The organism is Nitrospirillum viridazoti CBAmc (assembly GCF_000730165.1).
GTDB lineage: Bacteria > Pseudomonadota > Alphaproteobacteria > Azospirillales > Azospirillaceae > Nitrospirillum > Nitrospirillum viridazoti.
The window spans coordinates 1,029,211-1,052,837 of record NZ_CP022110.1 but is presented as its reverse complement, the minus strand read 5'-3'; the positions used below and the strand labels follow the sequence as shown (position 1 = coordinate 1,052,837).

The window sequence follows — 23,627 nt, the reverse complement described above, 5'->3', positions numbered from 1 at the left end:
TCAATGCGCCTCCGGTGACGTGGTGCCGAGGAACCGGTCGCGGTTCTCCGCCCATGCCTTGAGGCAGGTCGCATCGCGGCTGGCGGCCTCGCCCATGTCGCGACAATGCCGGAGCGTGGCGCGCAGCGGCTCGGGATCACCGACGTGAGGACGGCTGAGGGTACGGATCTCGGTCACCTCGTCGGTGCGCATCAGTTCGATCACCGTGGCGGTGATCGCCACCGCGACGAAGGCGACGGCGCCGATGCGTGCGAGGGTCTTGCCGTCCATCGCCGCGCCCTCAGTTGCTGCCGTAGAACATCTTGGCCGAGCCGGGCTGATAGCCCGTGCTCGGCGTCAGGAAGCGGCGGCGCTGTTCACGACCCTGCTCGGCCGCGGCCGCCCGCTCGGCATCGGTGAGCGCCTGCGCCCGGCCGTTCGCCGCAACGACAGCCGTGAGGTCCGCGAGCTGCTGCGCCTGGAGCGCGAGAAGCTGATTGCCGGCCTGCGTCGCCTGGAGCGCGCCGGTCGCCGACTGGCTGGCGCCGACCAGCGTCGACATCTGCGCGCGGTTAGTGTCGATGTTGCCGACGACGCCGGCCTGCACGCGCATGGCGTCCTGCAAGCCGCCGACCGTGTTCTGCCAGCGCGAGCGGGCATCGGCGACGAGCTGCAGGTCCGACGCCGACATCGAAGCGGTCGAGTACTTCTGCTGGAAGGCCCGGTCGATCTGCTGAACGTCAAAGGCGATGTTCTGCGCTTGGCCGAGAAGCAGCTGCGTCCGTTGCACGGACTGTTGAAGCTGCTGGAGCGACGAATACGGCAGGCTCGCCAGATTGCGGGCCTGGTTGATCAGCATCTGCGCTTCGTTCTGCAGCGAGGTGATCTGATTGGTGATCTGCTGGAGCGCACGGGCCGCCTGAAGGACGTTCTGCGCATAGTTCGAGGGATCGAAGACGATGATGGCGTGCGCGGGCATCGGCAGCACCGGTGCGATGGCGGCAGAGGCGGAAAGCAAGGCAGCGGCGAAGTGCGCCGCGCGCAGACGGCGCAGGGTCATGGGCGTGTCTCCAGATTGGTGAGGTCGGGAATGAGGTCGGCGGCCCAGCCGGCGCCGCGATGGCGCAGCCAGGCGTCGAGGAAGCCATCGCGGCCATGTTCGGCGACGATCTTCGCGATGGCCGCCTGATCGGTCTTCGAGGACGCGGCGCAGAGCGCCAGCGCCACGTCCGACAGACCCAGCTCGAACAGCCGATTGCCGCGCCGGGACTGGCAGTAGTAGTCGCGCTTCGGCATGGCCCGCGCGATGATCTCGATTTGACGGTCGTTGAGGCCGAAGCGGCGATAGATGGCGGTGATCTGCGGCTCGATCGCCCGCTCGTTCGGCAGCAGCAACCGCGTCTGGCAACTCTCGATGATGGCGGGCGCGATGGCGCTGCCGTCGATGTCGCTGAGTGACTGCGTGGCGAAGATGACGCTGGCGTTCTTCTTCCGGAGCGTCTTCAGCCATTCGCGAAGCTGGCCGGTGAAGCCCTCGTCGTTGAGCGCCAGCCAGCCTTCATCGACGATGATGAGCGTCGGAGATCCGTCGAGTCGGTCTTCGATCCGGTGGAAGAGATAAGCGAGCACCGCCGGAGCGGCTTCTGTGCCGATCAGCCCTTCGGTTTCGAACGCCTGAACGGTTGCCGTGCCCAAATGCTCGCTCTCGGCATCGAGCAACCGACCCCAGGCCCCACCGATGCAGTAAGGCCGGAGTGCCTGCTTCAGGTCGTTCGACTGCAACAGGACGCACAGGCCGGTGATCGTGCGTTCCTCGATCGGTGCCGAGGCGAGCGAGGTCAGCGCCGTCCAGATGTGCTCTTTGACCTCCGGCGTGATAGCGACGCCTTCCCGGATGAGGATGGCGACGATCCAATCCCCGGCCCAAGCGCGTTCTGCGGTCTCTTCGATGCGGGCGAGCGGCTGGAGGCTGACGGAGGCTTCCGATCCGTCGGTCAGACCGCCGCCGAGATCGTGCCAGTCACCAAGCATGCCGAGCGCGACGGCGCGGATCGAACCACCAAAATCGAAGGCGAAGACCTGAGCCCCGGCATAACGGCGAAACTGCAGAGCCATTAGCGCCAACAGCACCGACTTGCCGGCGCCGGTCGGGCCGACCACCAGGGTATGGCCGACATCGCCGACGTGAAGGGAAAACCGGAACGGGGTCGAGCCCTCGGTCTTGCCAAAGAGCAAGGGGGCGGCACCGAAGTGCTCGTCCCGTTCCGGCCCCGCCCACACGGCACTGAGGGGGATCATGTGGGCGAGATTGAGTGTGGAAATCGGCGGCTGGCGAACGTTGGCGTAGACATGGCCCGGCAGGCTGCCGAGCCAGGCGTCCACGGCGTTGATGGTCTCCACCATCGCGGTGAAGTCGCGGCCCTGGATGACCTTTTCGACCAGCCGCAGCTTCTCGTCGGCAGCGCGCGGATCGGTGTCCCACACCGTCACCGTGGCGGTGACGTAGGCGATGCCGGCATAGTCGGCGCCGAGTTCCTGGAGCGCGAGATCGGCGTCAGCCGCCTTGTTCGATGCATCCGTGTCCAACAGTATGGATTGCTCGTTGGTCATCACCTCCTTCAGGATCGCGGCAATCGACTTGCGCTTGGCGAACCACTGACGGCGGATTTTGGTGAGCAACTTCGTCGCGTCGGTCTTGTCGAGCAGGATCGCGCGGGTGGACCAGCGATACGGGAAGGCGAGCCGATTCAACTCGTCGAGCAGGCCCGGCGTGGTCGCGGTCGGAAAACCGGTGATGGTCAGGACGCGCAGGTGCTGCGCTCCCAGCCGCGGTTCCAGCCCGCCGGTGAGCGGCTGATCGGCCAAGAGCCCATCGAGATACATCGGCGTCTCGGGCACGCGGACGCGATGGCGATGCGTGGAGACGCAGCCGTGCAGATAAGTCAGTGTCTCGCCGTCATCGAGCCAGTGGCATTCCGGCATGAAGGCTTCGATGAGATGCAGCAGCCGGTCGGTGCGGTCGGCAAAGCCGACCATCACTTCGTGCGCATCGATGCCGGTCTTCTCGCGCCCCTCGTAGAGCCATGTTTCGGCACGCGCTGCATCCTCGGCCGGTGGCAGATAGGCGAAGGTCAGGAAGTAGCTGGATTCGAAATGGCTCCCCGCTTCTTCGAAGTCGGCTTTCCGTTCGGCATCGACCAAGGCTGAGGCGGCATCAGGGAAACGGTTCGCAGGATAGATGCCTGCTGCATGGCGTTGCGCCTCGACGAAGATCGCCCAACCGCTCCCGAGACGGCGGAAGGCATTGTTGAGGCGACCGGCGATGGCGACCAGTTCGGCGGGCACGGCCGAATCCAGATCGGGACCACGGAAGCTCGCTGTGCGTTGGAAACTGCCATCTTTGTTGAGCACGATGCCGGTGCCGACCAAGGCCGCCCAAGGCAGGAAATCGGCGAGCCGGCGATTGCGGTTGCGATATTCGGCGAGGTTCATCATGGCCGCGTCCCCTCAGACCGAAAGGTGCGCTGGGATGCGCAGATGGCGGCGGCCGACCTCGACAAAGAGCGGGTCGCGCTTCGCGGCCCACACCGCCGCCAAGTGCCCGATCGCCCAGATGGCGATGCCGACCAGCCAGAGACGCAAACCAAGGCCCACCGCGCCGGCCAGCGTGCCGTTCATAATCGCGATGGCGCGCGGCGCGCCGCCGAGCAGGATCGGCTCGGTCAACGCCCGGTGAACCGGCACGGTGAAACCCGGCACTTCGCCGCTCTGGTCGCCGACGCCCGCCATCAGACCAGCGCTCCGCCGCCAAACGAGAAGAAGCTGAGGAAGAACGAGCTGGCGGCAAACGCGATCGACAGGCCGAAGACGATCTGGATCAGGCGGCGGAAGCCACCCGAGGTGTCGCCGAACGCGAGCGCCAAGCCAGTGGTGATGATGATGATCACGGCGATGATCTTGGCGACCGGACCTTCGATCGACTGAAGGATCTGCTGCAGCGGCTGTTCCCACGGCATTGATGAGCCGGAGGCATAGGCGGGTGCCGTCACCGCCACGCTGAGCGCGACGATGGAGACGGTTAGGGCGAAACGTTGGCGCGCGAGGCGTGCGACTTGGATCACGGAGTCTCTCCTTCCGGGTTGGTGCTGATCGCGCTCGATGCACCGCCGACGGCGGGCACGACGCGGTAATCGCCGTCCGGGCCAAGGCCATCGACGCGGGCGAGTTCGGCGAGCCGGCGCGCTGCTCCACGGCCGGAAAGCACGGCCACGAGGTCGATGGTCTCGGCGATCAGCGCGCGCGGAACGGTGACGACGGCTTCCTGAATGAGCTGTTCCATCCGTCTGAGCGCGCCGATGGCGCTGCCGGCATGGATGGTGCCGACGCCACCCGGATGGCCCGTACCCCAAGCCTTCAGAAGGTCGAGCGCCTCCGCACCGCGTACTTCGCCGATCGGGATGCGATCGGGGCGCAGACGTAAGGATGAGCGGACGAGATCGGACAGCGAGGCGACGCCATCCTTCGTCCGCATCGCGACGAGGTTGGGCGCGGCACATTGCAGTTCGCGCGTATCCTCGATGATGACGACGCGATCGGATGTCTTCGCGACCTCCGCCAACAGCGCGTTGGTCAACGTCGTCTTGCCGGTCGAGGTGCCGCCAGCGACGAGGATATTGGCGCGAGACGCGACGCCCCAACATAGCGCCTCGGCCTGTGCAGCGGACATGATCCCCGCGCGCACGTAGTCGTCGAGTGTGAACACGGCGACGGCTGGTTTGCGGATGGCGAAGGCCGGGGCCGCGACCACGGGCGGCAACAGCCCCTCGAACCGTTCGCCGGTCTCGGGCAGCTCCGCCGAGACACGCGGGCGACCTGCATGAACCTCGGCGCCAACATGGTGCGCGACCAGGCGCACGATGCGCTCGCCGTCCGCCGGCGCCAGTCGCTCGCCCGTGTCGGATAGTCCTTCGGAGAGCCGATCGATCCAGATGCGCCCGTCCGGGTTCAGCATCACCTCGACGACGGCGGCGTCTTCGAGAAACCGGGCGATGGCGGACCCAAGCGCCGTGCGCAGCATCCGCGCACCACGAGCCAAGCCTTCCGTATTATGATGTGAAACCGCCATCTGATCCCCGATCTCGCCAGGGAGAAGTCAGACGATCCCCAGACGGGGTCGATTAAAAGAGCCGGAAATTGGGCTGATTCAACAAGGATTTGATGACGCGCGGCCCTGGCGAAGAAAAGGCGGGGATCGGCGGAATCCCGTATTCGCCTTGAGACCGATCGGCGCAACTCGATGTCGATTGCTCCTTGATCGATTTGCCCTTGACCCTGACATTGATGTCAGGGGTTACGAGATGCAGCAGGAGGGCGGATGAAGATCGGAGACGTTGCAAAAAGGACGGGGGCGAGCGTGCGCTCCATCCGTCACTACGAGAAGGTCGGCCTGATCCGCGCCACCCGCGAGGAGAACGGCTATCGCGATTTCGATGAAGCCGACGTGCTTCTGGTGCGCCGCATCGGCCGGATGATCCGGCTCGGCTTCACCACCGAGGAAATCGCGACCTTTCTCAATTGCATCGTCGATGATCCCGCCACGGTCACCACCTGTCCGAAGGTGGCCGCTGCTCATCGGTTGAAGCTCGCGGCGATCGAACGGCAGATGGCCGATCTCGAAACCCGTCGCCAGAAGCTTCTCATCACCCTGAAGGCCGCCTCCGGTCAGGACGACACCAGCGTACCGGAGACGCTCGCCCATGCCGAAACCAACCCCATCGCCCTCGCTCATCCTCGCCACCCTGGCGCTCGCGGTCTATTTCGTCGGCGCGGTTGAATTCATGCTCGCGCCGATGCTGACGCCGCTGGCATTGGCCTTCGCCGCGAAACCCGCCGATGTCGCCTGGCTCGTCTCTGCCTATGCGGTATCCTATGCCGTGCTCGCCCCGCTCATCGGCCTCCTCAGCGACCGGATCGGCCGTCGCCGCCTGCTCCTGCCGGCACTGGCGCTCTTCGCCGCCGATGCGCTGGCCATCGCCTTCGCTCCCTCGCTCACCTTCGCGATCATCGCCCGCATTCTCGGCGGTGCAGCGGGCGCGGCCCTGACGCCGACCGCCTTCGCCCTCATCGCCGAAACCGTTCCCGAAGACCGCCAAGCCGGCGCCATGGGCCTCGTCCTTTTCGGCCTGACCCTCGGCATTGCCACCGGGCCGACCTTCGCGGGGCTTCTCACCGATGCCTTCGATTGGCAGGCGCCGTTCGTCGCCGTCGCCTGCGGCTGCCTCGCCGTTCTCATACTGACCGCGCGTATCCTGCCGCCGTCTGTTGCACGGCAGGGCCAACCGCTCAAAACCTCGGCGGCGCGCCTGCTCGACGGCGCCATTCTCCGGCCCAATCTCTCCAAAGGATTCTGGCTCGGCGCAACCATTGCCGGCTTCCTGATCTCCGGTGAGGTGCTGCGCAACCGCTACGGTCTTTCGACCAGCATGGTCGGGCTCTCGGTCACCGCCTTCGGGGTCGGTCTCGCGACCGGCAATCTCGCCATCGGGCGCTTCACCATCTGGGTCGGAAGGCCAGAGACTGTCCTCATCTTCGCCATCGCGCTCATCTTCGTAACGCAGAGCGCCTTTCTGGCGACGGACCCGAGCCTCGGTTTGGCGATCGGACTACTGGCTCTCTGGGGCTTTGCATCGGGCCTTGCCGCACCCGCTAACACCGCCATTCAGGCGAGCCGGGCCGGCTCGAACGCCGGCTTCGTGCTGGCATCGTCGGAATCGATGAACAACGGCGCGCTGCTCGTGCTGGCGCCGATCGTCGCGAGTTGGATCGGAGGCGGGGACACCATCAATGCAGCCATTCTGCTCGGCGTCTGCACGCTCGCGGCGCTAGGGGTCAATCTCGCCGACCGAAAGTCCCAAACAAAGACTCTACCATGCCTCAATCCATAAACGTATCCTCGCTCGAATGTTCTGATTGTGTCCCCCGTCGTGGTGTAAGGACCGGGAGTCGCTCGTGGTCTCCGGCGGGTGAGGCAGGGACATTCGCTAGAAGGAACTTCCGGCATTGACCAGTTTCAAGTCCGTCCTCGGGAATCTGCTGGGTGTTCTGCCGCACGACATCGCGATGATCACGGATGGCGTGAACAAGAATCTTCGTGTTGCGACAGATGATCTGGACCTGTTTGCGAGGTTCTCACCCGGGTTCTTACACAGCAAGAGTGAGCTCGAGAATGAAGTTGAGTTGCTAAATTCCTTGAACGCCGTGGGCGCCCCTTGCTGCAAGCCGGTGAGTATGAAAGGGCGGTTCATCACGGGTCCATTTCATATCGAGGGAGTCGAGTATCACCTGTTTCTTAACGAGACGATTGCCGGAGACGTCCTGGGTCCGCAGCTTGCAGACGCCCGGCAGTTCGGGCGATCTCTGGCGACGGTCCACCGGACACGTGTCGAAAAATGGGACGCATCAGAGGCGCCGAGGAACCGGATGGTCCGAGGGGCGAAAAATATCAATCCCGTGTTCCAAGAGCTGAAACAACTGCTCGCAGCGCAAGAAGATCGCGATGGAGAGTGCCTGATCGGGATTTGCCATGGCGACGCGTGGCTGGGCAATGCGAAGTGGTCTGACGGACGGGCTGTTCTGTTTGATTTTGAGTATGCGCGGGTTGGGCCGGTTGTCTACGACATCGCGAGCTTCATTTGGTCTCTTCAAGAAGTGCGGGATAACGATCTGCAGCTCGCCCTCTTCAAGAATTTCGTCCAGGGATATCGCTCGGTCTACGATGTGTCATTTGATGAAGGGGCTCTCAAAGCCAATGTCTTGCGGCGAGAGATCCACAACATCGAGTTTCTGAGCACGCACATCGCGATGTCGAGCGAAGTCCAGGTCGCCGCTACCGAACTTGCAAAAGCGACTTGTGCGCTTGTGCAGAGCGACCGCTTTTTAGAATTTTCGTGGCATTGAATGACAAGTATTGCGGTAGTCAATTCTCGTTCGGTCACTCGGCTTCCCATGGGAGGCAATTTAGATTCTCGCTTTCACCTCCTCTTGGTTCGCGTCAACATCCCGCGATAGTTCCTTCAGGAACCGATCACCCGTTGCGAGCCTTCGTCCAAGCGTTTGCAGAAAGCTCTCGAAGCGCTCTGCGCCTTTCGCCCTTGCAGATGCCTGCGCGCTGTCGGGCAACGGCGGCGTGATGGTTAGCCAGAAGCGGATGAACAACGAGAGCGTCTCTCCGACGATGGCGATGTCTTCGTCGAGCCCATCGATCTGGCGGCCTATGCGATCCATGCGGCGGGCGAACACGGCCTCAAGTCGCTCGGACGCATCCGCCGACAGGAAGGAGGCGACGGCGGCTTCAATGACGGCGGATTTGGAGATGTTGCGACGAAGCGCTAACGCCTCGACCTTTTTCAGGAGGTCAGGGCCAAAATAGACGTTCATGCGGGTCTTGGTCTGCATGGCCATCCTCACAAGTCGAGGCCATCGGCCGGGTCCATCGTCGCCTGCCGGGCATTCGATGTGACCTGCTGGCGAAGACGGCTGGCCCGGGCGGCGTCCACACCGGGATCGTCATCGAGAACATCGAACTCGCTGAGGGGCGATCGTTCGGGCGGCGCGATCTCCTCATGCTCGGGCAATTCCGGCTCACGGCGAATACCGGCATTGGCCGGATCGACGCTCACGCCATTCCCGTGGCCCGATGCGGCTCCAGCCGATGCCGCCGGGATCGCCAGCGCCGACCAATCATCCGCGGACTGCACTGCCGGCGCCGCCGCTGTCGTCGCGTTCGGCGGCGGCAGGATGCGTTCCTTGAAGCGAGCATCCTCGTAATAGCGCGCCTTCTTCGCCCGGACCGGCGGCACGCCCGCGACCAGCAGCAGTTCGTCAGTGGGCGGAAGCTGCATCACCTCGCCGGGGGTCAGCAGCGTAAGCGTCAGCGGATCGGCGAGCAGTTCAAGGGTTGACGGCCTTCTTCATTCTTGAAGCGCTGGCGATCCGCTTAAGAGTAATGCGGATCTGCTCTTCATCGATATCGTCGGGGTCGTAGGGGCCGCCGTACCAGTCGAGGGCTTCCTTCTTCTTTTTGCTGCCTCTGCCCTTGTCGGGCCCGGCGATGTCATCGAGGAAGTCGTAGTAGCCGGGAACTCCGCCGCAATCCTCGGGCGGGCAGCGCCGCTCGCCACCAAGGAACTGGGGATAGGGCTGGTCCGGCTGAGCGGCCTCGACGCGCTCGATGATGATCTGGTGTTCCCAGTTGTCGCCCATGTCGTAGACGTAGCCGAACGTCTCGACACCGGCATCGAGCAACTTTTGTAGCTTGATCGTGCTGGCGCGCTTGATAGTGCGCCCCCAGTCCATGCCATCGGGATCGGGAAGGCCGTAGGTGGCCCCCTCGACCTCGAACTCCCACAGATGGTAGTCGAGCCAGCCCATGGCGGCCTGGATGATCTTGTGGAGCGCCGCGAGGCTGGTGGTGCCGCGCACGGCAACGCGGCGCCAGACCAGGGGTTCGGTATGGAGCAGTTCGATGCGCAGGATGGCAAGGGTGTCGGCGGTCATGCCGCGAGTTTGTCAGCCCGGCGCATCCAGTTCCAGGGCAGAAGTTCGGCCAGCCGGTTGATCGGATGCCCCTTGGCCATGCGGTCCAGGACATCCGCCAGATAGGCCTCGGGGTCGAGCCCGTTCAGCTTCGCCGTCTCCAGGACGGAGTAGAGGAGTGCCGCCCGGTCGCCGCCCGCCTCGGAGCCCAGGAACAGGAAGTTCTTCCTGGTGATTGCGATGCCGCGCAGGGAGCGTTCGGCGGGGTTGTTGTCGATGGCGATACGGCCATCGGCGACATAGAGGGTGAGCGCCTCCCAGCGGTTCAGCGCATACCCGATCGCCTTGCCCAGCGTGTTCTTGGCCGACAGGCGCCGTTGCTGCGCCTCCAGCCATGGCTTGAGGTCGTCGAGGATGGGAACGGCGAGTTGCCGCCGGGCGTCCCGGCGCTGTTCAGCCGACAGGCCGGTGATCGCGGCCTCGACCTCGTAGAGCCGCCCGATCCGGCGCAAGGCCTCCTCGGCGATGGGTGACCTGGTCTTCTCGTACTGGTCGTAGAGATGCCGCCGCGCATGCGCCCAGCAGGCAGCATGAACGATGCCCGATGGGATGATGCCGGGCTGGACCAGGCTCGATGGCCGGGTCAGTGCCTCATAACCCGTATAGGCGTCCGCCTGGATCACCCCGCTGAACCCGGAGAGATGCTCACGGGGCCGTTCGCCCTTGCGATCCGGGCTGAAACGATAGAACGCCGCTGGCGCACGCTCCCCGCACCAGGGCCGCTCATCGACCAGGTAGGTCCAAAGCCGACCGAGCCGGGTCTGGCCGTTGCCGGGGGCCAGCACCTTGATCGGCGTGTCGTCGGTGTGGATGACTGGCGCCGCCATTACATGGGCACCGATCAGACCGGCCAGGGGGGCCACCCACCAGGCGGCATGGCCGACCCAATCGGCCAAGGTCGCGCGCTCGATCGCGATGCCCTCGCGCGCCAGGATCGCCGACTGCCGGTAGAGCGGCAGCCCGTCCAGGTACTTCGACACCACGACATTGGCCAGCAGGCCGGGCCCGGGGCGGCCCTTCTCCACCGGCAGGTCTGGGGCAGGCGCCTGGAGGATGACCTCGCACGCCCGGCAGGAGAGCTTCGGCCGGATGTGGCGGATCACCTTGAGGCGGGCCGGGATCTTCTCCAGCACCTCGGTCACGTCCTCGCCCAGCTTGGAGAAATGCGTGCCGCCGCAGCCGGGGCAGACGTCACCGGGGGAATGGACGACCTCCTCCCGCGGCAGATGCTCCGGCAAGGGATGGCGCACCGGATGGCGCTGGTCCCGCTGGCGCCGTTCCGGGGCCGCGTTCCCGGCATCCAGCGACGGCGCCGTCCGGGCGGCTTCGCCTTCCTCCAGGTCTTCCAGCATCAGTTCCAGTTGCGCGATCTGCCGGTCGAGCTTCTCCGATGAGCGGCCGAACTGCATCCGGCGGAGCTTGGCCAGTTGGGCCTTGTACTGCTCGATCAGGAGGCGCGCGCCAGTCAGTTCCGCCCGCGCCGTGGCCAGTTCGGCCTCGCGTTCGGCGAGCCGGGCACGGAGCTCGGCGATCTCTGCGGCGGCGGCGGTCATGGGGCGGATTCTACCCGAAAACGCCGCCGTCGGCAGCGTGGTGGACAGCATCCGAGTCACTATGACGCGCCGGGGGCCGCACGGGACCGAGCGCGCTCAGCAGGCCGCGTCCGGCTGCCAGGTTCGCACCGGCGTCCGCCAATCGATCCCTTCCAGCAGCATGGAAACCTGGGCGGCGGTAAGCGCGACCGAGCCCTCCCGGGCCTGTGGCCAGACGAACCGGCCACGCTCCAGCCGCTTGGAGAACAGGCAGAGGCCCTGGCCGTCCCACCATAAAATCTTGATCAGGTCACCCCGCCGCCCCCGGAAGGCGTAAAGCGCGCCGTCGTGGGGATCAAGCCTCAGCATCGTCTGCACCTGAGCGGCCAGGCTGTCGAACCCACGGCGCATGTCGGTCGCGCCGCACGCCAGGTAGAGGCGGACATTGCCCGGAAGGCCGATCACGACAATGCCGCCAAAACCCGGCGCAAGGCCGCCTCACCGACATCGCCGGTGATCCGCAGGCGCACGCCGGTCGGCAGCTCGACCTCGACCACGCCGACGGCAACGGGCGTCTGCTCCGCCACTTCAGGTACGACAGCCGGTGCGGGCAACGCCGCATCGGCAACAACCGAGACCGGCACGAACCCCGTCAGCTCACCCGACCGGAACTGCTTGCGCCACGTCGATAGCTGACCGGTGCTGATACCGTGCATGCGGCACGTCAGGCTCGGCGACGACCCCGGCGCCACGCTCTGCGCCAGAACCCGCAGCTTCTCTTCGGTACTCCAGCGCCGCCGACGCTCCGGCCCGCTCAAAACTTCGCCGTGCAACTCCGAAGCGCTCGTATGAGCACTTCGAAGCGCCTCCTTGCCGATCACCGTCACGTCATCCATGCGTCCACCACTCAAGCCGAGCGGCAAGCATGCCCATCAATAACGCCATGGGAAGGCGGGGCTGCGCTGACGCTTACTCAGCAGCGGCCTAGCCGTCTCCTGCCGCGACACCATGAGATGGCCGAGCCAGGGCGACAGCCGGTGGCCGGCATAGTTGGTGGAATCGCGCATCTCGGTCGCGGTGCCGAGCGCGTCCGACACCCGCTTGGCGGTGCGCTCGTCGTTGGTGGCGAAGGCGACGCGCACATGGCAATTGTCGAGCACGCTGTTGTTCGCGCCGTAAGCTTTCTCGATCTGATTGAGGCTCTGGGCGATCAGGAAACTCTTGATGCCGTAACCCGCCATGAAGGCGAGTGCGCTCTCGAAGAAATCGAGGCGACCGAGCGCCGGAAACTCATCCAGCATCAACAGGAGGCGATGCCGGTTGGCGGAGGTCTTCAGGTCTTCGGTCAGACGCCGTCCGACCTGATTGAGGAGCAGGCGGATCAGCGGCTTGGTGCGGTTGATGTCGGAGGGCGGGACGACGAGATAGAGGCTGACCGGCCTCTCCCCCGTTACCAGATCGGCGATGCGCCAGTCGCAGCGCGCCGTCACCTTCGCCACCACGGGGTCGCGGTACAGACCGAGGAACGACATTGCGGTGGAGAGCACGCCCGATCGCTCGTTGTCGGACTTGTTCAGCAGCTCGCGTGCCGAAGATGCGATGACGGGGTGGACGCCGGCCTCGCCGAGATGTGGCGTGTTCATCATGGCACGCAGCGTCGTCTCGACGGGCCGTTTCGGGTCGGAGAGGAAATTGGCGACGCCGGCGAGCGTCTTGTCGGCTTCGGCGTAGAGGACGTGGAGGATCGCCCCGACCAGTAGCGAATGGCTGGTCTTTTCCCAATGGTTGCGCTTGTCGAGCGCGCCTTCCGGATCGACGAGGATGTCGGCGATGTTCTGCACGTCGCGGACTTCCTTGTCGCCGCGGCGCACCTCCAGCAGCGGATTGTAAGCCGACGACGCCGGATTGGTCGGATCGAACAGCAGCACGCGGCCATGCTTCGACCGGAAGCCGGCGGTCAGGCCCCAGTTCTCGCCCTTGATGTCATGGATGATCGAGCTTCCCGGCCAGGTCAGCAGCGTCGGCACGACAAGGCCGACGCCTTTGCCGGATCGGGTTGGCGCGAAGCACAGCACATGCTCGGGACCGTTATGGCGCAGATAGTCGTCGTCGAGCCGGCCGAGCAGGACACCATCGGGGCCGAGCAGACCGGCGGCCTTGAGCTCTTGCGCGTCGGCCCAGCGCGCCGAGCCGTAGGTGGCGACGTTCTTCGCTTCCCGCGCGCGGATCACCGATAGTGAAATCGCGACGACGATCGCGACCAACGCCCCCGATACCGCAATGCCAGCACCTTCAATGAAGATCGATGGGGCATAGGCGTCGTAGCAATACCACCACCAAAAGAAGAGCGGCGGATAATAGATCGGCCAGCCGGCCACCTCGAACCACACCCCGCCGAGCTGCGCCTGAAAGCCGAGCCGCCACGCCGTCCATTCCGTCGCGCACCAGACGGCGGTGAGCACGATCACGAGAACGACGGCGACTTGTCCCCACAGGACGCGACTTCCGGACATTGAGGCTCCAATCGGCAAAAGAGACGGAGCCGATCAGAGAATGCCAGCTACGGCGACAAGCAATGGAAAAGACTTGCCCTCGCGCTATCGGATACAGCAGCGAAGAATCGGCGGACGACATCATGCATCAAGGCTCTCGTGCATCGTCAGTCGTCGTGCCGAATGACAACCTTGCCGAAGTGAGACCGGCTCTGGAAATGGCGATAGGCTTGTCGCGCCTCGGCGAAGGGGAAGACACGATCGATGACGGGCTGCAGCCGATGAACCGCGATGGCACGATTCATCGCCTCGAAATCGGCCCGGCTGCCAACCGAAGCCCAGCGGATCGTGACGATATTTCGTGCGAACGCTGCCGCGTCGAGACTACCGCCGCCGGCGAGCGTGCCGACCAGTTCAATGTGACCGGCCATCGCCGCCGCCTGGATCGATCGCTCCAGCGTGCCTGTGCCACCGATCTCAATGACATGGTCTGCTCCGCGACCGCCGGTCGCCTCCCGCACGGCCAGATGCCATTCGGGCTCACGCTGATAGTTCACGACCGTGTCGACGCCGAGCACCTTCAGACGTTCGGCTTTCTCGTCGCTGGAGGTGGTCGCGATCACGCGTGCGCCGGCGTTTTTGGCGAACAGGAGCGCGAACAGCGAAACACCACCCGTGCCCTGGACCAATACGGTCTCGCCGGGGCGAACATGGCCCACAGCAACCCAGGCGGTGACAGCGGCACCGGGAAGTGTCGCGGCTTCCTCGAATGACAGGGATTCAGGGAGCGCGACCAACGCGTCCTCCTGCACGATCTTGATGTCGGAAAGCACGCCGGGGCGGTTGGCACCCGGCTGATTGATCAGAACCTCCGGCGTGATCTTTCCGGCCAGCCAGCCCGGCAAAGCCGTCAGCGCCACGCGGTCGCCGGAACGGAAACGCGTGACGGCCTCTCCGACAGCGACCACCTCGCCCGCAGCGTCGGACAGCGGGATCAGCCCCGGAATGAATGGGACGCGGCCGTACCGGCCTTCGAGGATCATGATGTCACGATAGTTCAGCGAGGAGGCCCGCACGCGAACCAGAACCTCGCCTTTGCCAGGTGTTGGGTCGGCGTGAACTTCGCGCTCAAGCCTATCGATGTCGCCTTGCCGGCCGAGATGAAAGGACTGCATCGCAACGCTCCCGTTATTCGCTGTCCAATATGGGAGCTTTTGATTGGACGATCGATGGCGTATCGTCCACCAAATATGTTCAATCGTCCAAGTTGGAACGTCGCGTGGACTTTCTCACCAGCATCGTCTCGGCCATGCATTTGCGGAGCGCGCTCTACGCCCGGTTCGAGGTCCGCGCACCTTGGGCTGTGGAATTTGCGCCGGGCAAGGAGCGAGCCCGCTTCGGCCTCGTCACCGAAGGCGTTTGCTGGCTCAAGCGCGAGACTCATCCTCCGCTACGGCTACACACCGGGGACCTCTTTCTGATCCTCGATCCCGATACGTTTGCGCTCGGCGACGAGAACGACACGCCAACGAGAACCTGCGCCAGTTTGATGACTGAAACGCGCGCGGACGATGGGATCATCAGGTTTGGCGGATCAGGGGTTTCGGCGTCGTTCGTCACCGGCTGGTTCGGCTTCAATGCGTCGACCGGCAGACCTCTGGTGGAGTTATTGCCTGAGCTCCTTCACTTCCGGCTGGATGAAGAGCGGAATGAGGCGCTTCGCGCGACATTCAGTCTGTTGGCCCGCGAGACGGTCCAAAGAGATGCCGGAAGCGATGTGGTCGTTCGCGGTCTCGCCGATGTCCTCTTTGTGCAAGCTGTGCGCGCCTATATGGCGTCCGCTCCCGAGCCGAGGCACGGGCTGCTTGCGGCCTTGGCGAACCCACGGCTCAGCCGGGCCATTCACGCCGTGCATGCGGCGCCTGAGAAACCCTGGAAGGTCGAGAGCCTCGCGTCGGTCGCCGGCATGTCGCGTTCGGCCTTCGCCGCAGCATTCCGTTCGACCCTCGAACAAACTCCGCTCGAATATCTGGCGCGCTGGCGGGTGCATGTCGCCAAACGGCTGCTCATAGAGACGGAACAACCGCTTGCCACGATAGCGCACGACCTCGGCTATGGCAGCGACAACGCGTTTGCCAAGGTGTTTTGCCGGATCGTCGGTGTGACGCCTGCCGTGTTCCGGCGAAAGAAGACAAAGCTGATGACGTACGAACGAGGCATCGGCCGAGAGGAGACGGGGGTCTAGCCCCAGGATCGTCAGCGGAACGTGCTTGATCGCGCTTGATCGGCGGCCTGCTCGAGTATTTTGCGATAGCCGGTCTTCGTCATCCATTGCGCGCGTGAGAGATGGCTTTGCCAGCACGTGCGGGTACGCTCTGCGGCCGGATCACGATGCAAAACGATGCGAGCCACTTCTGTCCAGTCAGCGCTATCCGCTTCCGCGTCGAGCAAGCGCAGGTAGGTAACGAAGTGTGCTTCGTCATAAAGCGTCACCTGTGGCTCGGTGGGAGCCAAGTCGTCAACTTCGGGATCGAGTTCGGGGCGCATCCGCATCAGATGGTCCTCCTTTCGACAGTACAGCGATCCGCAAAGAATAGTTCAACAGCTCTTCAATTTTGAGACAACCGGCTTCGTGAACTACGGCTCTGTGGAGCAACGGATAGGAATTCATCGTTTGGTCGAGCGGACCTATAACACGTTTCAGCACGAATCGGAATGATCGTTCCTGGAACGATCATTCCGATGCAGGCTCTCATTTCGCCATGGATCTCAAGGAGGTTATGGCGGTCAATCTGCGTCGGCTGCGCCATGACAAGCAAATGACGCAGGAAGAGTTGGCCGACCAGTCCGGCTTGAGCGCGCGCTATATTGGCGCGATCGAGCGCGCCGACGTTTCCGCCAGCGTCACTGTTCTTGGGCAGATTGCTGAGGCGCTTGGAATTGAGCCGGGCGAGCTTCTGAAGGAATCATCCCGATTGCGCTGATCTGGTTTGTAACCCAGCCAGTAAGAGAGCAATACCTATTGCTGGAATGCACTCTCTATACGTGCTGCAACTGCAATGCAGCACAACATTCTGGGATGCTGACACCATTTAGTCTCCGGCAAAGTCGGCCCGGTTAAGTGGCATGAGAACTCTGCAGTCACCATCGTGGCTCAGGCTGGTAAGCCAGCAATTTCAGCGCTTTGGAGGCATCGCCTCGCGTGCGGTATGTTCCGATTAGCTTACCTGCATCCTCGATGCGCTCGATGCGATACATGTCCCACCGCCGGTCCCTGGTAGGGGCTAACCGATATGCGCGACCATTCTTGCGTGCAAAAATTCCGACAGAGCCGCAGATTGTCGTCCAACTGCAATCCGCTCCCCCGATGAAGCGAGCTTCGAGCGCTTGCTTTTCGGCCTCGCGGCGTTCCTTCCATTCCCGGTCTCGCCGCTCGCGACGCTGGCGTTCTGCCTCATCGACGAAATCCCGGATGGCACCCGCAATGGCGATCATCTCCGTTCCGATCTCTCGCTCGCGAAGATAGAGGTTGAGGCAGTCGGCGCGGAAAGCTTCATCCGGCCAATGTCCTTCTTCTTCATGGATCGCGTTCAGGCGCTGGGTTACGTCGGTCAGGGTCAGAGGCGGTCCGGGATACTGGTTCAGCGAAGCACGGAGGTCTTCGACTGGAATCCAAGTCATGGACGCTGTTCTTATCATATCCTCTCGCAGGGGAGGCCATTTGCTCCAGAGCCCCGGTGGACGATGGACACAATCGGTGATGCGCCGGGCCAAGGCCCCAATAGCATCCTTGTCACGGATGTGCCGCACCGAAGGGCTGGCGACATGCTCAATGATCAGGCGACAAATTTCATGGAATTCATCGTGGACCATGTGTCAGTCTCCGCGGCGGATAAAATTGCCGCCAATCGAAACGGTCCATAGAGATACTTCTGCAGATCACTACTACTGCCAAATGGCGGTCGTAGTGAGTATGGGCGCGCCTGCTGTCACGGAGTCTAGCCTACCGACCGTCACAAGGCTTGTCTGATAACGAATGCCCGAGTTGACACGCATTCGGTCATTTGCCCGTTATCGGCGCGAGACACCGATTGCTCGACATGTCGTCGGTGGTGCCTTAACGGGACGGGCACAAGCGGCTTATCTCGTTGGCGAGATCGAGCAGATGCCTGAGGGCCGGATCGCGATTGTGCGGCGACCAGACCGCGCTGAATCTGGCACGGTCCGGCTCATCGGCGATAGGTCGGAACAGGACACCGGGAAATGGGACGTGAGACGCGGCTTCGCTCGTCAGTGTGATCCCCTCGCCATCTGCAACCATGTGCATCAGCGTGTCTCGACCGACATCGCACCGACGAATGCGCGGCGTCTTCTCTCGTTCGACGAGCCTGCGAACGATGTGGTCCAGAACTTGGGGACCGGCACCGGCTTGCCGGACCAGGAAGGTTTCTGAGGCAAGGTCGTGCCACACAAGATGCTCCGCACACGCCAATGAATGGCCCTGCGGTAGCACGGCCATTAAGGCTTCCGACCAGAGCTGCCGCGAATGGCAATCGGGTACGTCCACGGCACCCACCACGAAGGCGATATCGAGCTTGGCCTCGCGGACCTGACGAATGATTTCGTCCGAGCGTCCTTCGAAGAGGGCGAGTTCGATTTCCGGATGTTCGTCCCGATACCTACGACGCAGATCGGCCAGGAACCCCAGCCCGATCGATGACAAGAGCCCAATCGACAGGTGACCAACCGAGCCGTTCATGACGGACCCTGCGGTCTTGATCGCAAGATCGAGATGGCCGATCCCCGCAGCTACTTCCGTGATGAAGCTTCTGCCTGCATCTGTCAGGCGGACACCACGGTGGCGACGCTCGAACAGAACAACACCGAGATCCTCTTCCAACGCCTTGATCCTGGTGCTCACACTCGACTGACTGACGCCGAGAGCATTCGCGGCGTGTCTGAAATTCAGATACTCGGCAACGGACAGCGTCTGGATCAGCGCCACGAGCGGGATCCGGCCTCTCAACAGTGCATTCTGTTGATCGACAACCTCCTGGCCATTGTGCGCTCGTCGCCGCATTACGCCTCCGGTCCCGATAGGTCTTCGGCCAAGCAACGTCGTTGCTTTCGTAAAGCGAAGGGCGTGGACTCAATTCCGTGATCGACGCGGCGGAGGATGTGCCCCTGGCCGGATAGCCGCTGCCCCGCCTCATGCAGCATCTTGGACATCTTTCCTCCTCCCGAAGGTGAGGAAGCTGAGCGCGGCCAGTACCCAGACGCCGATGGCGCCGTAGAGCATCACCTCACCGAAGCCGCCGGCGAGTGCCGCAGAACCGATCACCTTCGACGATTCCAGGGCGGACGGATCAAGAGCGGAGACGTTTCCGGCGGCGACCTGTTCGGCGACGTGCCGAAGACGCGTGGCGTCGAACGATCCGGACACCGCACTCAGGCGCTCCAGAACGCCGTCGACCAAGACAAAGCCCATCAGCGCGATGTTGATGGCGAGCGAGATCATCCGTGCGCTCATGTCGATGCCGGATGCCATGCCGGCCCTGTCGCTTGAGACCGATCCGGTCGTGGTGTTGGTGACCGGCGTGTTGGTCGCACCGAGGCCGATCCCGGCCAAGAGCGCGCCGATCAACGTGGTCGCCAGGGCCAACGAACCGCCGCCTGTTCCAAGCTTCAGGAGGAAAAAGCCGAGACCGATCACGAACAGTCCCGCCGGGATGACGGTGCCGGCGCCAAGGCGTAGCGAGAGGCGTTCGGCAAAGGGCGGGACGACGAGCGTCGGCAGGGTGTAGGCGAGCAGTGCGAGGCCTGCGGTCAGACCATCGAGTCCGAGCCCAGCCTGAAACCAGATCGGCAGATAGATCATGAACGGCCAGAAGCTGAAATTCATGCCCATCGAGCCGAACAGCGCTCCGGAAAAGGGCCGGATCCGGAACACCGAGAAATCGAACATCGGGTGCGGCGTGATCTGCTCGACAATGACGAAGGCGATGAGGCTGAGGGTGGCCGTGGCGATGATCGCCAGCGCGATCGGACTGGTGAAGCCGAGATCGCTCCCCTGAGTGATGATGTAGGCGACGCAAAAGACGGCCAGTGACAGCGTGGCAATACCGGCGAGATCCAGGCGCCGGGCCTCGGGGTCTTTCGATTCCCGGATAGCGCTCCAAGCCAGGGCGACGGTCAGCACGGCGATGAAACCGTGGATCAGAAACACCCAGGCCCAGCCCATCAGAGCGGCGATCCCACTGCCGATCACCGGACCGAAGCCGAGACCAAAGCCGGTAACGATGCCCCACCAGCCGAAAGCCCGGGCTCGATCGGCCGCCGTGCTGAACTGATGCGAGAGCACGGCGATCCCGCAAATCAGCATGGCGCCGCCGCTCGCGCCCTGGAGCGCGCGGCCGACGATGAGGATCATCATGTTGGGAGCCAGGCCGCACAGCAGGGACGTTGCGCCGAACGCAATGATGGCGATGATGAGGAGACGCTTGCGCCCGAAGCGATCGGCCAGCGTGCCGGCTGCCATGAGGACCGTCGCCACGGCGATGGTGTAGGCGTTCATCGTCCACTGGAGCTCTTGAAAATCGGCGTGAAGAACTTTCTCCAGCGTCGGCAGGATCGCCGGAACGCTTGATATTTCGAAGCCGAACATCAAAGCCGACAAACAGATGGCGGCCAGGGCAAGGTTACCTTGCCGCGAGGAAGCAAAGGACATGATCAGGCCTTTCAGCGCCGAGATCACTCGGCGTCCCGCGTGCGGCCGTAACCCCTCGGCGGCTGAAGCCGGGGTGGCACGGCAGTCTTGCGAGCGACTGTTGTTGATGGACCTGATCGTAGGCGAAACTTGACGATATAAGAATGATATGACTGAGTATTTCAGAGACAACAAATCTGGATTATTAAAATGGCATCCCTCGATGTCGAGTCGGTCCAGGCTTTCGTGGCCATCGCCGACCTGCAGAGTTTCACGCGCGCGGCGGAAGCCCTTGGCACCACGCAAGGGGCGATCAGCGTCAAGCTGCGACGCCTGGAAGAGCGGATCGGCCAGCGCCTGATCGAGCGTACACCGCGCCATGTCCGGCTCTCCGCCCACGGCGCCGTTTTTCTCGACCGGGCTCGCGACTTTCTTGCCGCGCACGAAGCGGCGCTGTCGGCGCTCACTTCCACGACCCCGCGCCGCTTCGGTCTTGGCATCGCCGCGCATGTGGCCGGACCGGAGCTTCCGACCCTTCTGGCGCAACTCAACGCGCATGATCCGGGCCTGCGCATCGAGGTCCGCCTGGAGAATTCGCGCACGCTGCTCGACGCTTTCGATCGTGGAGAGCTGGACGCCTGTATCATTCGTCGCGAAGACGACCGACGCGATGGCGAGGTTCTCGGGCCGGAGGACTTTGGATGGTTCGCCGCGCCGAATTTCGAGCATCGGCAGGGCGAGCCCCTGCGGCTGGCCGCCCTGTCGCCATCCTGCGGCGTGCGCGATATCGCAACCCGCGCCCTCGACGAGGCGGGCATCACCTGGACGGAAGTGTTCCTCGGCGGTGGCTCGTCGGCGGTGACGGCAGCCGTCTCCGCCGGACTCGCCATGGCCGTCTTTTCCTGTCGCCTTGCTCCGCCCGGCACCATCGAAATCGGCGAGCGCTTCAGGCTGCCGCGCCTGCCGTCGTCCGAAATCGTGCTGCACTCGACGCTCACCGATCCCAAGTCGCGCGCTGCATTGCGCACATTGGCTGCGGCCTTTCGGGAGCACCGCGCGATGGCCGGATAACGGGCGCAGGTTAAACGCCCTCAGCCGGTTACGTTGGTCGCACAGCGTCACCGGCCCCCTCATGACGTTCTCGATGCCCGTTCAGGCGCGAGCTGATCGATGACGGTGAAGGTCAGGCCAGTCCAATACTCGCTCGCGTCGGCGATCGCGATGGATCGTTCCGCCTCATCGATCGCGGCATGGCCGTCGGACAGCAGGAAGCTCTCGACATCCTTCATGGAAGCGAAGGCCATGAGCGTCACGCCATCGATCCGGCTGGCTACGGGGTGGAAGAACGGCAAACCCTCTGTGATGGGACCAATGTTGTGCAGTTGGACGTAGCGCTTTACGAGGCGCTGCGTATCGGCCTGGCCGACCACCAGCTCGGCATGGTCGTGCAACCAGCGGCGCTGGAAGGTCTCGCGGTCGAGATCATCGCGCCGGATGTGCGTCTTGATCAGGACGATCGAGTCATCGCCAGCCGCGTTCGGCATGATGATGAACTGGCGGGCCAGTACCGGCCCGAGATCCCGGAAGATGGCCTGATCCTCGGGAAGGATCTTGCGGCGAACACGCTCGGCACCGAGAACCGCGCCGAGATCGTCGAGCCCCCCGAAGTTGAGATACGCGACCCCATCCCACTGCGGACGTCGGTAGGGCTCGACGTGACCGACGATAGTCTCGAACAGGCGACCGTCCGCGTCGAGCGGTGGCCGGTAAGGCGGCGGGTTCAAGCTCGTCGGTCCCGACGCCACGCGGTGAATCTGATCGTAACGCAGCAGGCGACTGATCGTCGTGCGATCGTCCGCCTCGTCGGGATGGAGGAAGCGCGGGCCATGCACCTTGCGCCAGTAGTCACCCCATGTTTCGATACTGAGATTGGGGTCGGGTTCGGACGCGTTGGTCGCTGGATCGGCGCGCGACAGAAACGAGAACAATACCGTCAGCGGCGCAGCGCCTGCGTCAGGCTCGGTTGACGTGAATGGTGCGACAGAGGCGGTCATCAGGCGTACTCCTTTGCAGCGAATGGAATGGATGGTGGAAGGAGAGACCGCAGCAACGCGGCGAGGCCGCAGGCGGCACCTGTGAGGCACACACCGGCCCAGCCGTAGCGGCTCCAGGCCCAGCCCCCGGCGAGCGCGCCGACCGCCATGCCGATCATGGCGGCGGTCATCAACAAGCCGTTCAGCCGGCTGCGCGCGGCAGGGTCAATCGTCGTGACGATGGTCTGGTGCGACACCAGCGCGGCCATGACGCCGAGGTCGAACAGCACCGCGCCCGCGATCAGCGCGATGATCGAATGCGGCGACACCAGCATCAGGGTGAAGGCAAGAGCGACCAGCAGACAACCGAAGCGGATCGCGATGGCAGGCCCGCGGGCGTCGGCGAGGCGTCCGAACAGAGGGGCACCGAAGGCCCCAGCGGCTCCGGCCAATCCGAAGGCGCCGGCCGCACCCGCACCAAGATGGAGCGGTGGCTCCGCCAGCATCAACGCCAGTGTGGACCAGAAGGCGCCGAGGGTTGCCGCCAGCAAGCCTTGGGTCAGAAGAGCCTTGCGCAGCACCGCGTACCGCCCGGCCAAGGTGGCGAGGCTCAAGAGAAGAGCGCCATAGGAACCGTTGGCGGTCGCCGGCTGGAACGGCAACCAGCGCCAGACCGCAACGCCGACCAGCGCCACCATGGCGGCGGCCAACGCGTAGATCGCTCGCCAGCCGAAGAGATCGCCGACGACACCACCAAAGGTGCGAGACAACAGGATGCCGCAGAGCAGGCCCGTGGTCACAAGCCCGATGGTGCGCCCCCGCTCTTCGGCCGTCGCGAGTTGCGCCGCCATGGGCACGAAGTCCTGGCCGAGGCTGCCGAGCAGTCCGACGCCGAGGCTGACGGCAAGAAGCACGGAAAAATTCGGTGCGAGAGCCGTCGCCGACAGGGCAAGCACGAGCAGGATCGACTTGGCGAGGACGAGCCGCTTGCGGTCGATGAGATCGCCGAGCGGGGCCAGCAGCAGCATTCCGAGGGCATAGCCGGCTTGGCTCACCGCCGGGACGAGGCTCGCCGGTTCCGATCCGATGCCGAATGTCTCGCGTACCAGCGGGACCACCGGTTGAATGTAATAGACATTGGCGACGCCAACGCCGGCTCCGATCGCCAGAAGCCAGATCAGAGCCGGCGGGATCGAACGCCTTCCTTCGTCTTCATGGGTGGAATGCGATGGTCCTGGCATGGCGCCGCTCCGTGGGATGCGGGCCGGACGACCCTACCCGGAGCATTTTA

General features: G+C 64.0%; 26 protein-coding genes and 1 pseudogene. 7 read left to right on the top strand and 20 right to left on the bottom strand.

The window, feature by feature from the left end:
* From trbK-alt to trbB, 6 genes are read right to left on the bottom strand one after another with little or no spacing between them, the layout of a single operon-like run.
* On the bottom strand, window positions 1–270 hold the full coding sequence (gene trbK-alt, locus Y958_RS04905) for a putative entry exclusion protein TrbK-alt (protein WP_088871119.1): 270 nt from the start codon (window positions 268–270) through the stop codon (window positions 1–3).
* Between the two features lie 10 nt (window positions 271–280).
* Window positions 281–1,039, bottom strand: a complete 759-nt coding sequence (trbJ, locus tag Y958_RS04900) for a P-type conjugative transfer protein TrbJ (RefSeq protein WP_088871118.1) — start codon at window positions 1,037–1,039, stop codon at window positions 281–283.
* Window positions 1,036–3,474, bottom strand: a complete 2,439-nt coding sequence (gene trbE, locus Y958_RS04895) for a conjugal transfer protein TrbE (protein WP_088871117.1) — start codon at window positions 3,472–3,474, stop codon at window positions 1,036–1,038. The genes trbJ and trbE overlap by 4 nt, the downstream gene beginning before the upstream one ends.
* A gap of 12 nt (window positions 3,475–3,486) precedes the next feature.
* A complete protein-coding gene (locus Y958_RS04890; RefSeq protein ID WP_088871116.1) occupies window positions 3,487–3,768 on the bottom strand; it encodes a VirB3 family type IV secretion system protein in 282 nt (93 codons plus the stop codon).
* On the bottom strand, window positions 3,768–4,049 hold the full coding sequence (locus Y958_RS04885) for a TrbC/VirB2 family type IV secretion system protein (protein WP_244909415.1): 282 nt from the start codon (window positions 4,047–4,049) through the stop codon (window positions 3,768–3,770). Before Y958_RS04885 ends, Y958_RS04890 begins: the two co-directional genes overlap by 1 nt.
* A gap of 47 nt (window positions 4,050–4,096) precedes the next feature.
* Complete coding sequence (gene trbB, locus Y958_RS04880) at window positions 4,097–5,056, bottom strand: P-type conjugative transfer ATPase TrbB (protein WP_425600668.1); 960 nt, start codon at window positions 5,054–5,056, stop codon at window positions 4,097–4,099.
* Between the two features lie 297 nt (window positions 5,057–5,353).
* Between trbB and Y958_RS32980 the strand changes: the two are divergent.
* The 4 genes and pseudogenes from Y958_RS32980 to Y958_RS04865 form a co-directional block, all read left to right on the top strand.
* Window positions 5,354–5,491 (top strand): annotated as a pseudogene (locus tag Y958_RS32980) (MerR family DNA-binding transcriptional regulator); the annotation flags it as partial.
* A 45-nt stretch (window positions 5,492–5,536) separates the two neighbouring features.
* Window positions 5,537–5,812, top strand: a complete 276-nt coding sequence (locus Y958_RS32975; protein WP_425600673.1) for a MerR family transcriptional regulator — start codon at window positions 5,537–5,539, stop codon at window positions 5,810–5,812.
* Window positions 5,736–6,923, top strand: a complete 1,188-nt coding sequence (locus Y958_RS04870) for an MFS transporter (protein ID WP_088871113.1) — start codon at window positions 5,736–5,738, stop codon at window positions 6,921–6,923. The genes Y958_RS32975 and Y958_RS04870 overlap by 77 nt, the downstream gene beginning before the upstream one ends.
* A gap of 115 nt (window positions 6,924–7,038) precedes the next feature.
* Window positions 7,039–7,935, top strand: coding sequence for a phosphotransferase enzyme family protein (locus tag Y958_RS04865; RefSeq protein ID WP_088871112.1), 897 nt, complete (start codon window positions 7,039–7,041; stop codon window positions 7,933–7,935).
* Window positions 7,936–7,995: 60 nt separating this feature from the next.
* Here Y958_RS04865 and Y958_RS04860 read toward each other — a convergent pair whose 3' ends face one another.
* The 8 genes from Y958_RS04860 to Y958_RS04825 form a co-directional block, all read right to left on the bottom strand.
* On the bottom strand, window positions 7,996–8,433 hold the full coding sequence (locus Y958_RS04860) for a ribbon-helix-helix domain-containing protein (RefSeq protein WP_088872482.1): 438 nt from the start codon (window positions 8,431–8,433) through the stop codon (window positions 7,996–7,998).
* Window positions 8,434–8,441: 8 nt separating this feature from the next.
* Entirely contained in the window at window positions 8,442–8,879 is a 438-nt protein-coding gene (locus Y958_RS04855; protein ID WP_145960790.1) for a type IV secretory system conjugative DNA transfer family protein, read from the bottom strand.
* A gap of 49 nt (window positions 8,880–8,928) precedes the next feature.
* On the bottom strand, window positions 8,929–9,534 hold the full coding sequence (locus Y958_RS04850; protein WP_088870540.1) for a plasmid pRiA4b ORF-3 family protein: 606 nt from the start codon (window positions 9,532–9,534) through the stop codon (window positions 8,929–8,931).
* Window positions 9,531–11,126, bottom strand: a complete 1,596-nt coding sequence (gene tnpC, locus Y958_RS04845; protein ID WP_145960797.1) for an IS66 family transposase — start codon at window positions 11,124–11,126, stop codon at window positions 9,531–9,533. Before tnpC ends, Y958_RS04850 begins: the two co-directional genes overlap by 4 nt.
* Before the next feature lie 96 nt (window positions 11,127–11,222).
* Entirely contained in the window at window positions 11,223–11,570 is a 348-nt protein-coding gene (tnpB, locus tag Y958_RS04840) for an IS66 family insertion sequence element accessory protein TnpB (protein WP_088870542.1), read from the bottom strand.
* Window positions 11,567–12,001 (bottom strand): IS66-like element accessory protein TnpA, encoded by a 435-nt coding sequence (gene tnpA / locus Y958_RS04835; RefSeq protein ID WP_088870543.1) that lies wholly within the window; start codon window positions 11,999–12,001, stop codon window positions 11,567–11,569. Before tnpA ends, tnpB begins: the two co-directional genes overlap by 4 nt.
* A gap of 36 nt (window positions 12,002–12,037) precedes the next feature.
* Entirely contained in the window at window positions 12,038–13,618 is a 1,581-nt protein-coding gene (locus Y958_RS04830; RefSeq protein ID WP_425600667.1) for a conjugal transfer protein TraG, read from the bottom strand.
* A gap of 146 nt (window positions 13,619–13,764) precedes the next feature.
* Entirely contained in the window at window positions 13,765–14,772 is a 1,008-nt protein-coding gene (locus tag Y958_RS04825) for a zinc-dependent alcohol dehydrogenase family protein (protein WP_088871111.1), read from the bottom strand.
* A gap of 104 nt (window positions 14,773–14,876) precedes the next feature.
* Between Y958_RS04825 and Y958_RS04820 the strand changes: the two genes are divergently transcribed.
* Entirely contained in the window at window positions 14,877–15,842 is a 966-nt protein-coding gene (locus tag Y958_RS04820) for an AraC family transcriptional regulator (protein WP_186291263.1), read from the top strand.
* A gap of 11 nt (window positions 15,843–15,853) precedes the next feature.
* On the opposite strand, the gene Y958_RS04815 is transcribed toward Y958_RS04820, so the two are convergent.
* Window positions 15,854–16,150, bottom strand: a complete 297-nt coding sequence (locus Y958_RS04815; RefSeq protein WP_088871109.1) for a DUF2285 domain-containing protein — start codon at window positions 16,148–16,150, stop codon at window positions 15,854–15,856.
* A 209-nt stretch (window positions 16,151–16,359) separates the two neighbouring features.
* On the opposite strand from Y958_RS04815, the gene Y958_RS04810 reads away from it, so the two are divergent.
* A complete protein-coding gene (locus Y958_RS04810; protein ID WP_088871108.1) occupies window positions 16,360–16,581 on the top strand; it encodes a helix-turn-helix domain-containing protein in 222 nt (73 codons plus the stop codon).
* Window positions 16,582–16,738: 157 nt separating this feature from the next.
* On the opposite strand, the gene Y958_RS31215 is transcribed toward Y958_RS04810, so the two are convergent.
* The 3 genes from Y958_RS31215 to Y958_RS04795 all read right to left on the bottom strand — a co-directional run bounded on the left by Y958_RS31215 (window position 16,739) and on the right by Y958_RS04795 (window position 20,351).
* Window positions 16,739–17,470 (bottom strand): hypothetical protein, encoded by a 732-nt coding sequence (locus tag Y958_RS31215; RefSeq protein ID WP_145727940.1) that lies wholly within the window; start codon window positions 17,468–17,470, stop codon window positions 16,739–16,741.
* Between the two features lie 244 nt (window positions 17,471–17,714).
* Window positions 17,715–18,602 carry a LysR family transcriptional regulator gene (locus Y958_RS04800; protein WP_244909375.1) on the bottom strand — a complete coding sequence of 296 codons (888 nt, stop codon included), beginning with the start codon at window positions 18,600–18,602 and terminating at the stop codon, window positions 17,715–17,717.
* A gap of 204 nt (window positions 18,603–18,806) precedes the next feature.
* Entirely contained in the window at window positions 18,807–20,351 is a 1,545-nt protein-coding gene (locus Y958_RS04795) for an MFS transporter (RefSeq protein ID WP_244909374.1), read from the bottom strand.
* A 162-nt stretch (window positions 20,352–20,513) separates the two neighbouring features.
* On the opposite strand from Y958_RS04795, the gene Y958_RS04790 reads away from it, so the two are divergent.
* Window positions 20,514–21,374, top strand: coding sequence for a LysR family transcriptional regulator (locus Y958_RS04790; RefSeq protein ID WP_186291262.1), 861 nt, complete (start codon window positions 20,514–20,516; stop codon window positions 21,372–21,374).
* A 59-nt stretch (window positions 21,375–21,433) separates the two neighbouring features.
* Here the strand turns inward: Y958_RS04790 and Y958_RS04785 are convergent, their stop codons facing one another.
* Window positions 21,434–22,357: an EthD domain-containing protein gene (locus Y958_RS04785; RefSeq protein WP_088871103.1), complete on the bottom strand. Its 924-nt coding sequence runs from the start codon at window positions 22,355–22,357 to the stop codon at window positions 21,434–21,436.
* On the bottom strand, window positions 22,357–23,577 hold the full coding sequence (locus tag Y958_RS04780; RefSeq protein WP_088871102.1) for an MFS transporter: 1,221 nt from the start codon (window positions 23,575–23,577) through the stop codon (window positions 22,357–22,359). Before Y958_RS04780 ends, Y958_RS04785 begins: the two co-directional genes overlap by 1 nt.
* Window positions 23,578–23,627 lie beyond the last annotated feature (50 nt).

What these genes read in the sequence shown, in the direction of transcription:
- trbK-alt (WP_088871119.1), bottom strand. Translation starts at nt 270, where the DNA reads ATGGACGGCAAGACCCTCGCACGCATCGGCGCCGTCGCCTTCGTCGCG.
- trbJ (WP_088871118.1), bottom strand. Translation starts at nt 1,039, where the DNA reads ATGACCCTGCGCCGTCTGCGCGCGGCGCACTTCGCCGCTGCCTTGCTT.
- trbE (WP_088871117.1), bottom strand. Translation starts at nt 3,474, where the DNA reads ATGATGAACCTCGCCGAATATCGCAACCGCAATCGCCGGCTCGCCGAT.
- Y958_RS04890 (WP_088871116.1), bottom strand. Translation starts at nt 3,768, where the DNA reads ATGGCGGGCGTCGGCGACCAGAGCGGCGAAGTGCCGGGTTTCACCGTG.
- trbB (WP_425600668.1), bottom strand. Translation starts at nt 5,056, where the DNA reads ATGCTGCGCACGGCGCTTGGGTCCGCCATCGCCCGGTTTCTCGAAGAC.
- Y958_RS04870 (WP_088871113.1), top strand. Translation starts at nt 5,736, where the DNA reads ATGCCGAAACCAACCCCATCGCCCTCGCTCATCCTCGCCACCCTGGCG.
- Y958_RS04860 (WP_088872482.1), bottom strand. Translation starts at nt 8,433, where the DNA reads ATGCAGACCAAGACCCGCATGAACGTCTATTTTGGCCCTGACCTCCTG.
- Y958_RS04855 (WP_145960790.1), bottom strand. Translation starts at nt 8,879, where the DNA reads ATGCAGCTTCCGCCCACTGACGAACTGCTGCTGGTCGCGGGCGTGCCG.
- Y958_RS04850 (WP_088870540.1), bottom strand. Translation starts at nt 9,534, where the DNA reads ATGACCGCCGACACCCTTGCCATCCTGCGCATCGAACTGCTCCATACC.
- tnpC (WP_145960797.1), bottom strand. Translation starts at nt 11,126, where the DNA reads ATGACCGCCGCCGCCGCAGAGATCGCCGAGCTCCGTGCCCGGCTCGCC.
- tnpA (WP_088870543.1), bottom strand. Translation starts at nt 12,001, where the DNA reads ATGGATGACGTGACGGTGATCGGCAAGGAGGCGCTTCGAAGTGCTCAT.
- Y958_RS04830 (WP_425600667.1), bottom strand. Translation starts at nt 13,618, where the DNA reads ATGTCCGGAAGTCGCGTCCTGTGGGGACAAGTCGCCGTCGTTCTCGTG.
- Y958_RS04825 (WP_088871111.1), bottom strand. Translation starts at nt 14,772, where the DNA reads ATGCAGTCCTTTCATCTCGGCCGGCAAGGCGACATCGATAGGCTTGAG.
- Y958_RS04815 (WP_088871109.1), bottom strand. Translation starts at nt 16,150, where the DNA reads ATGCGGATGCGCCCCGAACTCGATCCCGAAGTTGACGACTTGGCTCCC.
- Y958_RS04810 (WP_088871108.1), top strand. Translation starts at nt 16,360, where the DNA reads ATGGATCTCAAGGAGGTTATGGCGGTCAATCTGCGTCGGCTGCGCCAT.
- Y958_RS31215 (WP_145727940.1), bottom strand. Translation starts at nt 17,470, where the DNA reads ATGGTCCACGATGAATTCCATGAAATTTGTCGCCTGATCATTGAGCAT.
- Y958_RS04790 (WP_186291262.1), top strand. Translation starts at nt 20,514, where the DNA reads ATGGCATCCCTCGATGTCGAGTCGGTCCAGGCTTTCGTGGCCATCGCC.
- Y958_RS04785 (WP_088871103.1), bottom strand. Translation starts at nt 22,357, where the DNA reads ATGACCGCCTCTGTCGCACCATTCACGTCAACCGAGCCTGACGCAGGC.
- Y958_RS04780 (WP_088871102.1), bottom strand. Translation starts at nt 23,577, where the DNA reads ATGCCAGGACCATCGCATTCCACCCATGAAGACGAAGGAAGGCGTTCG.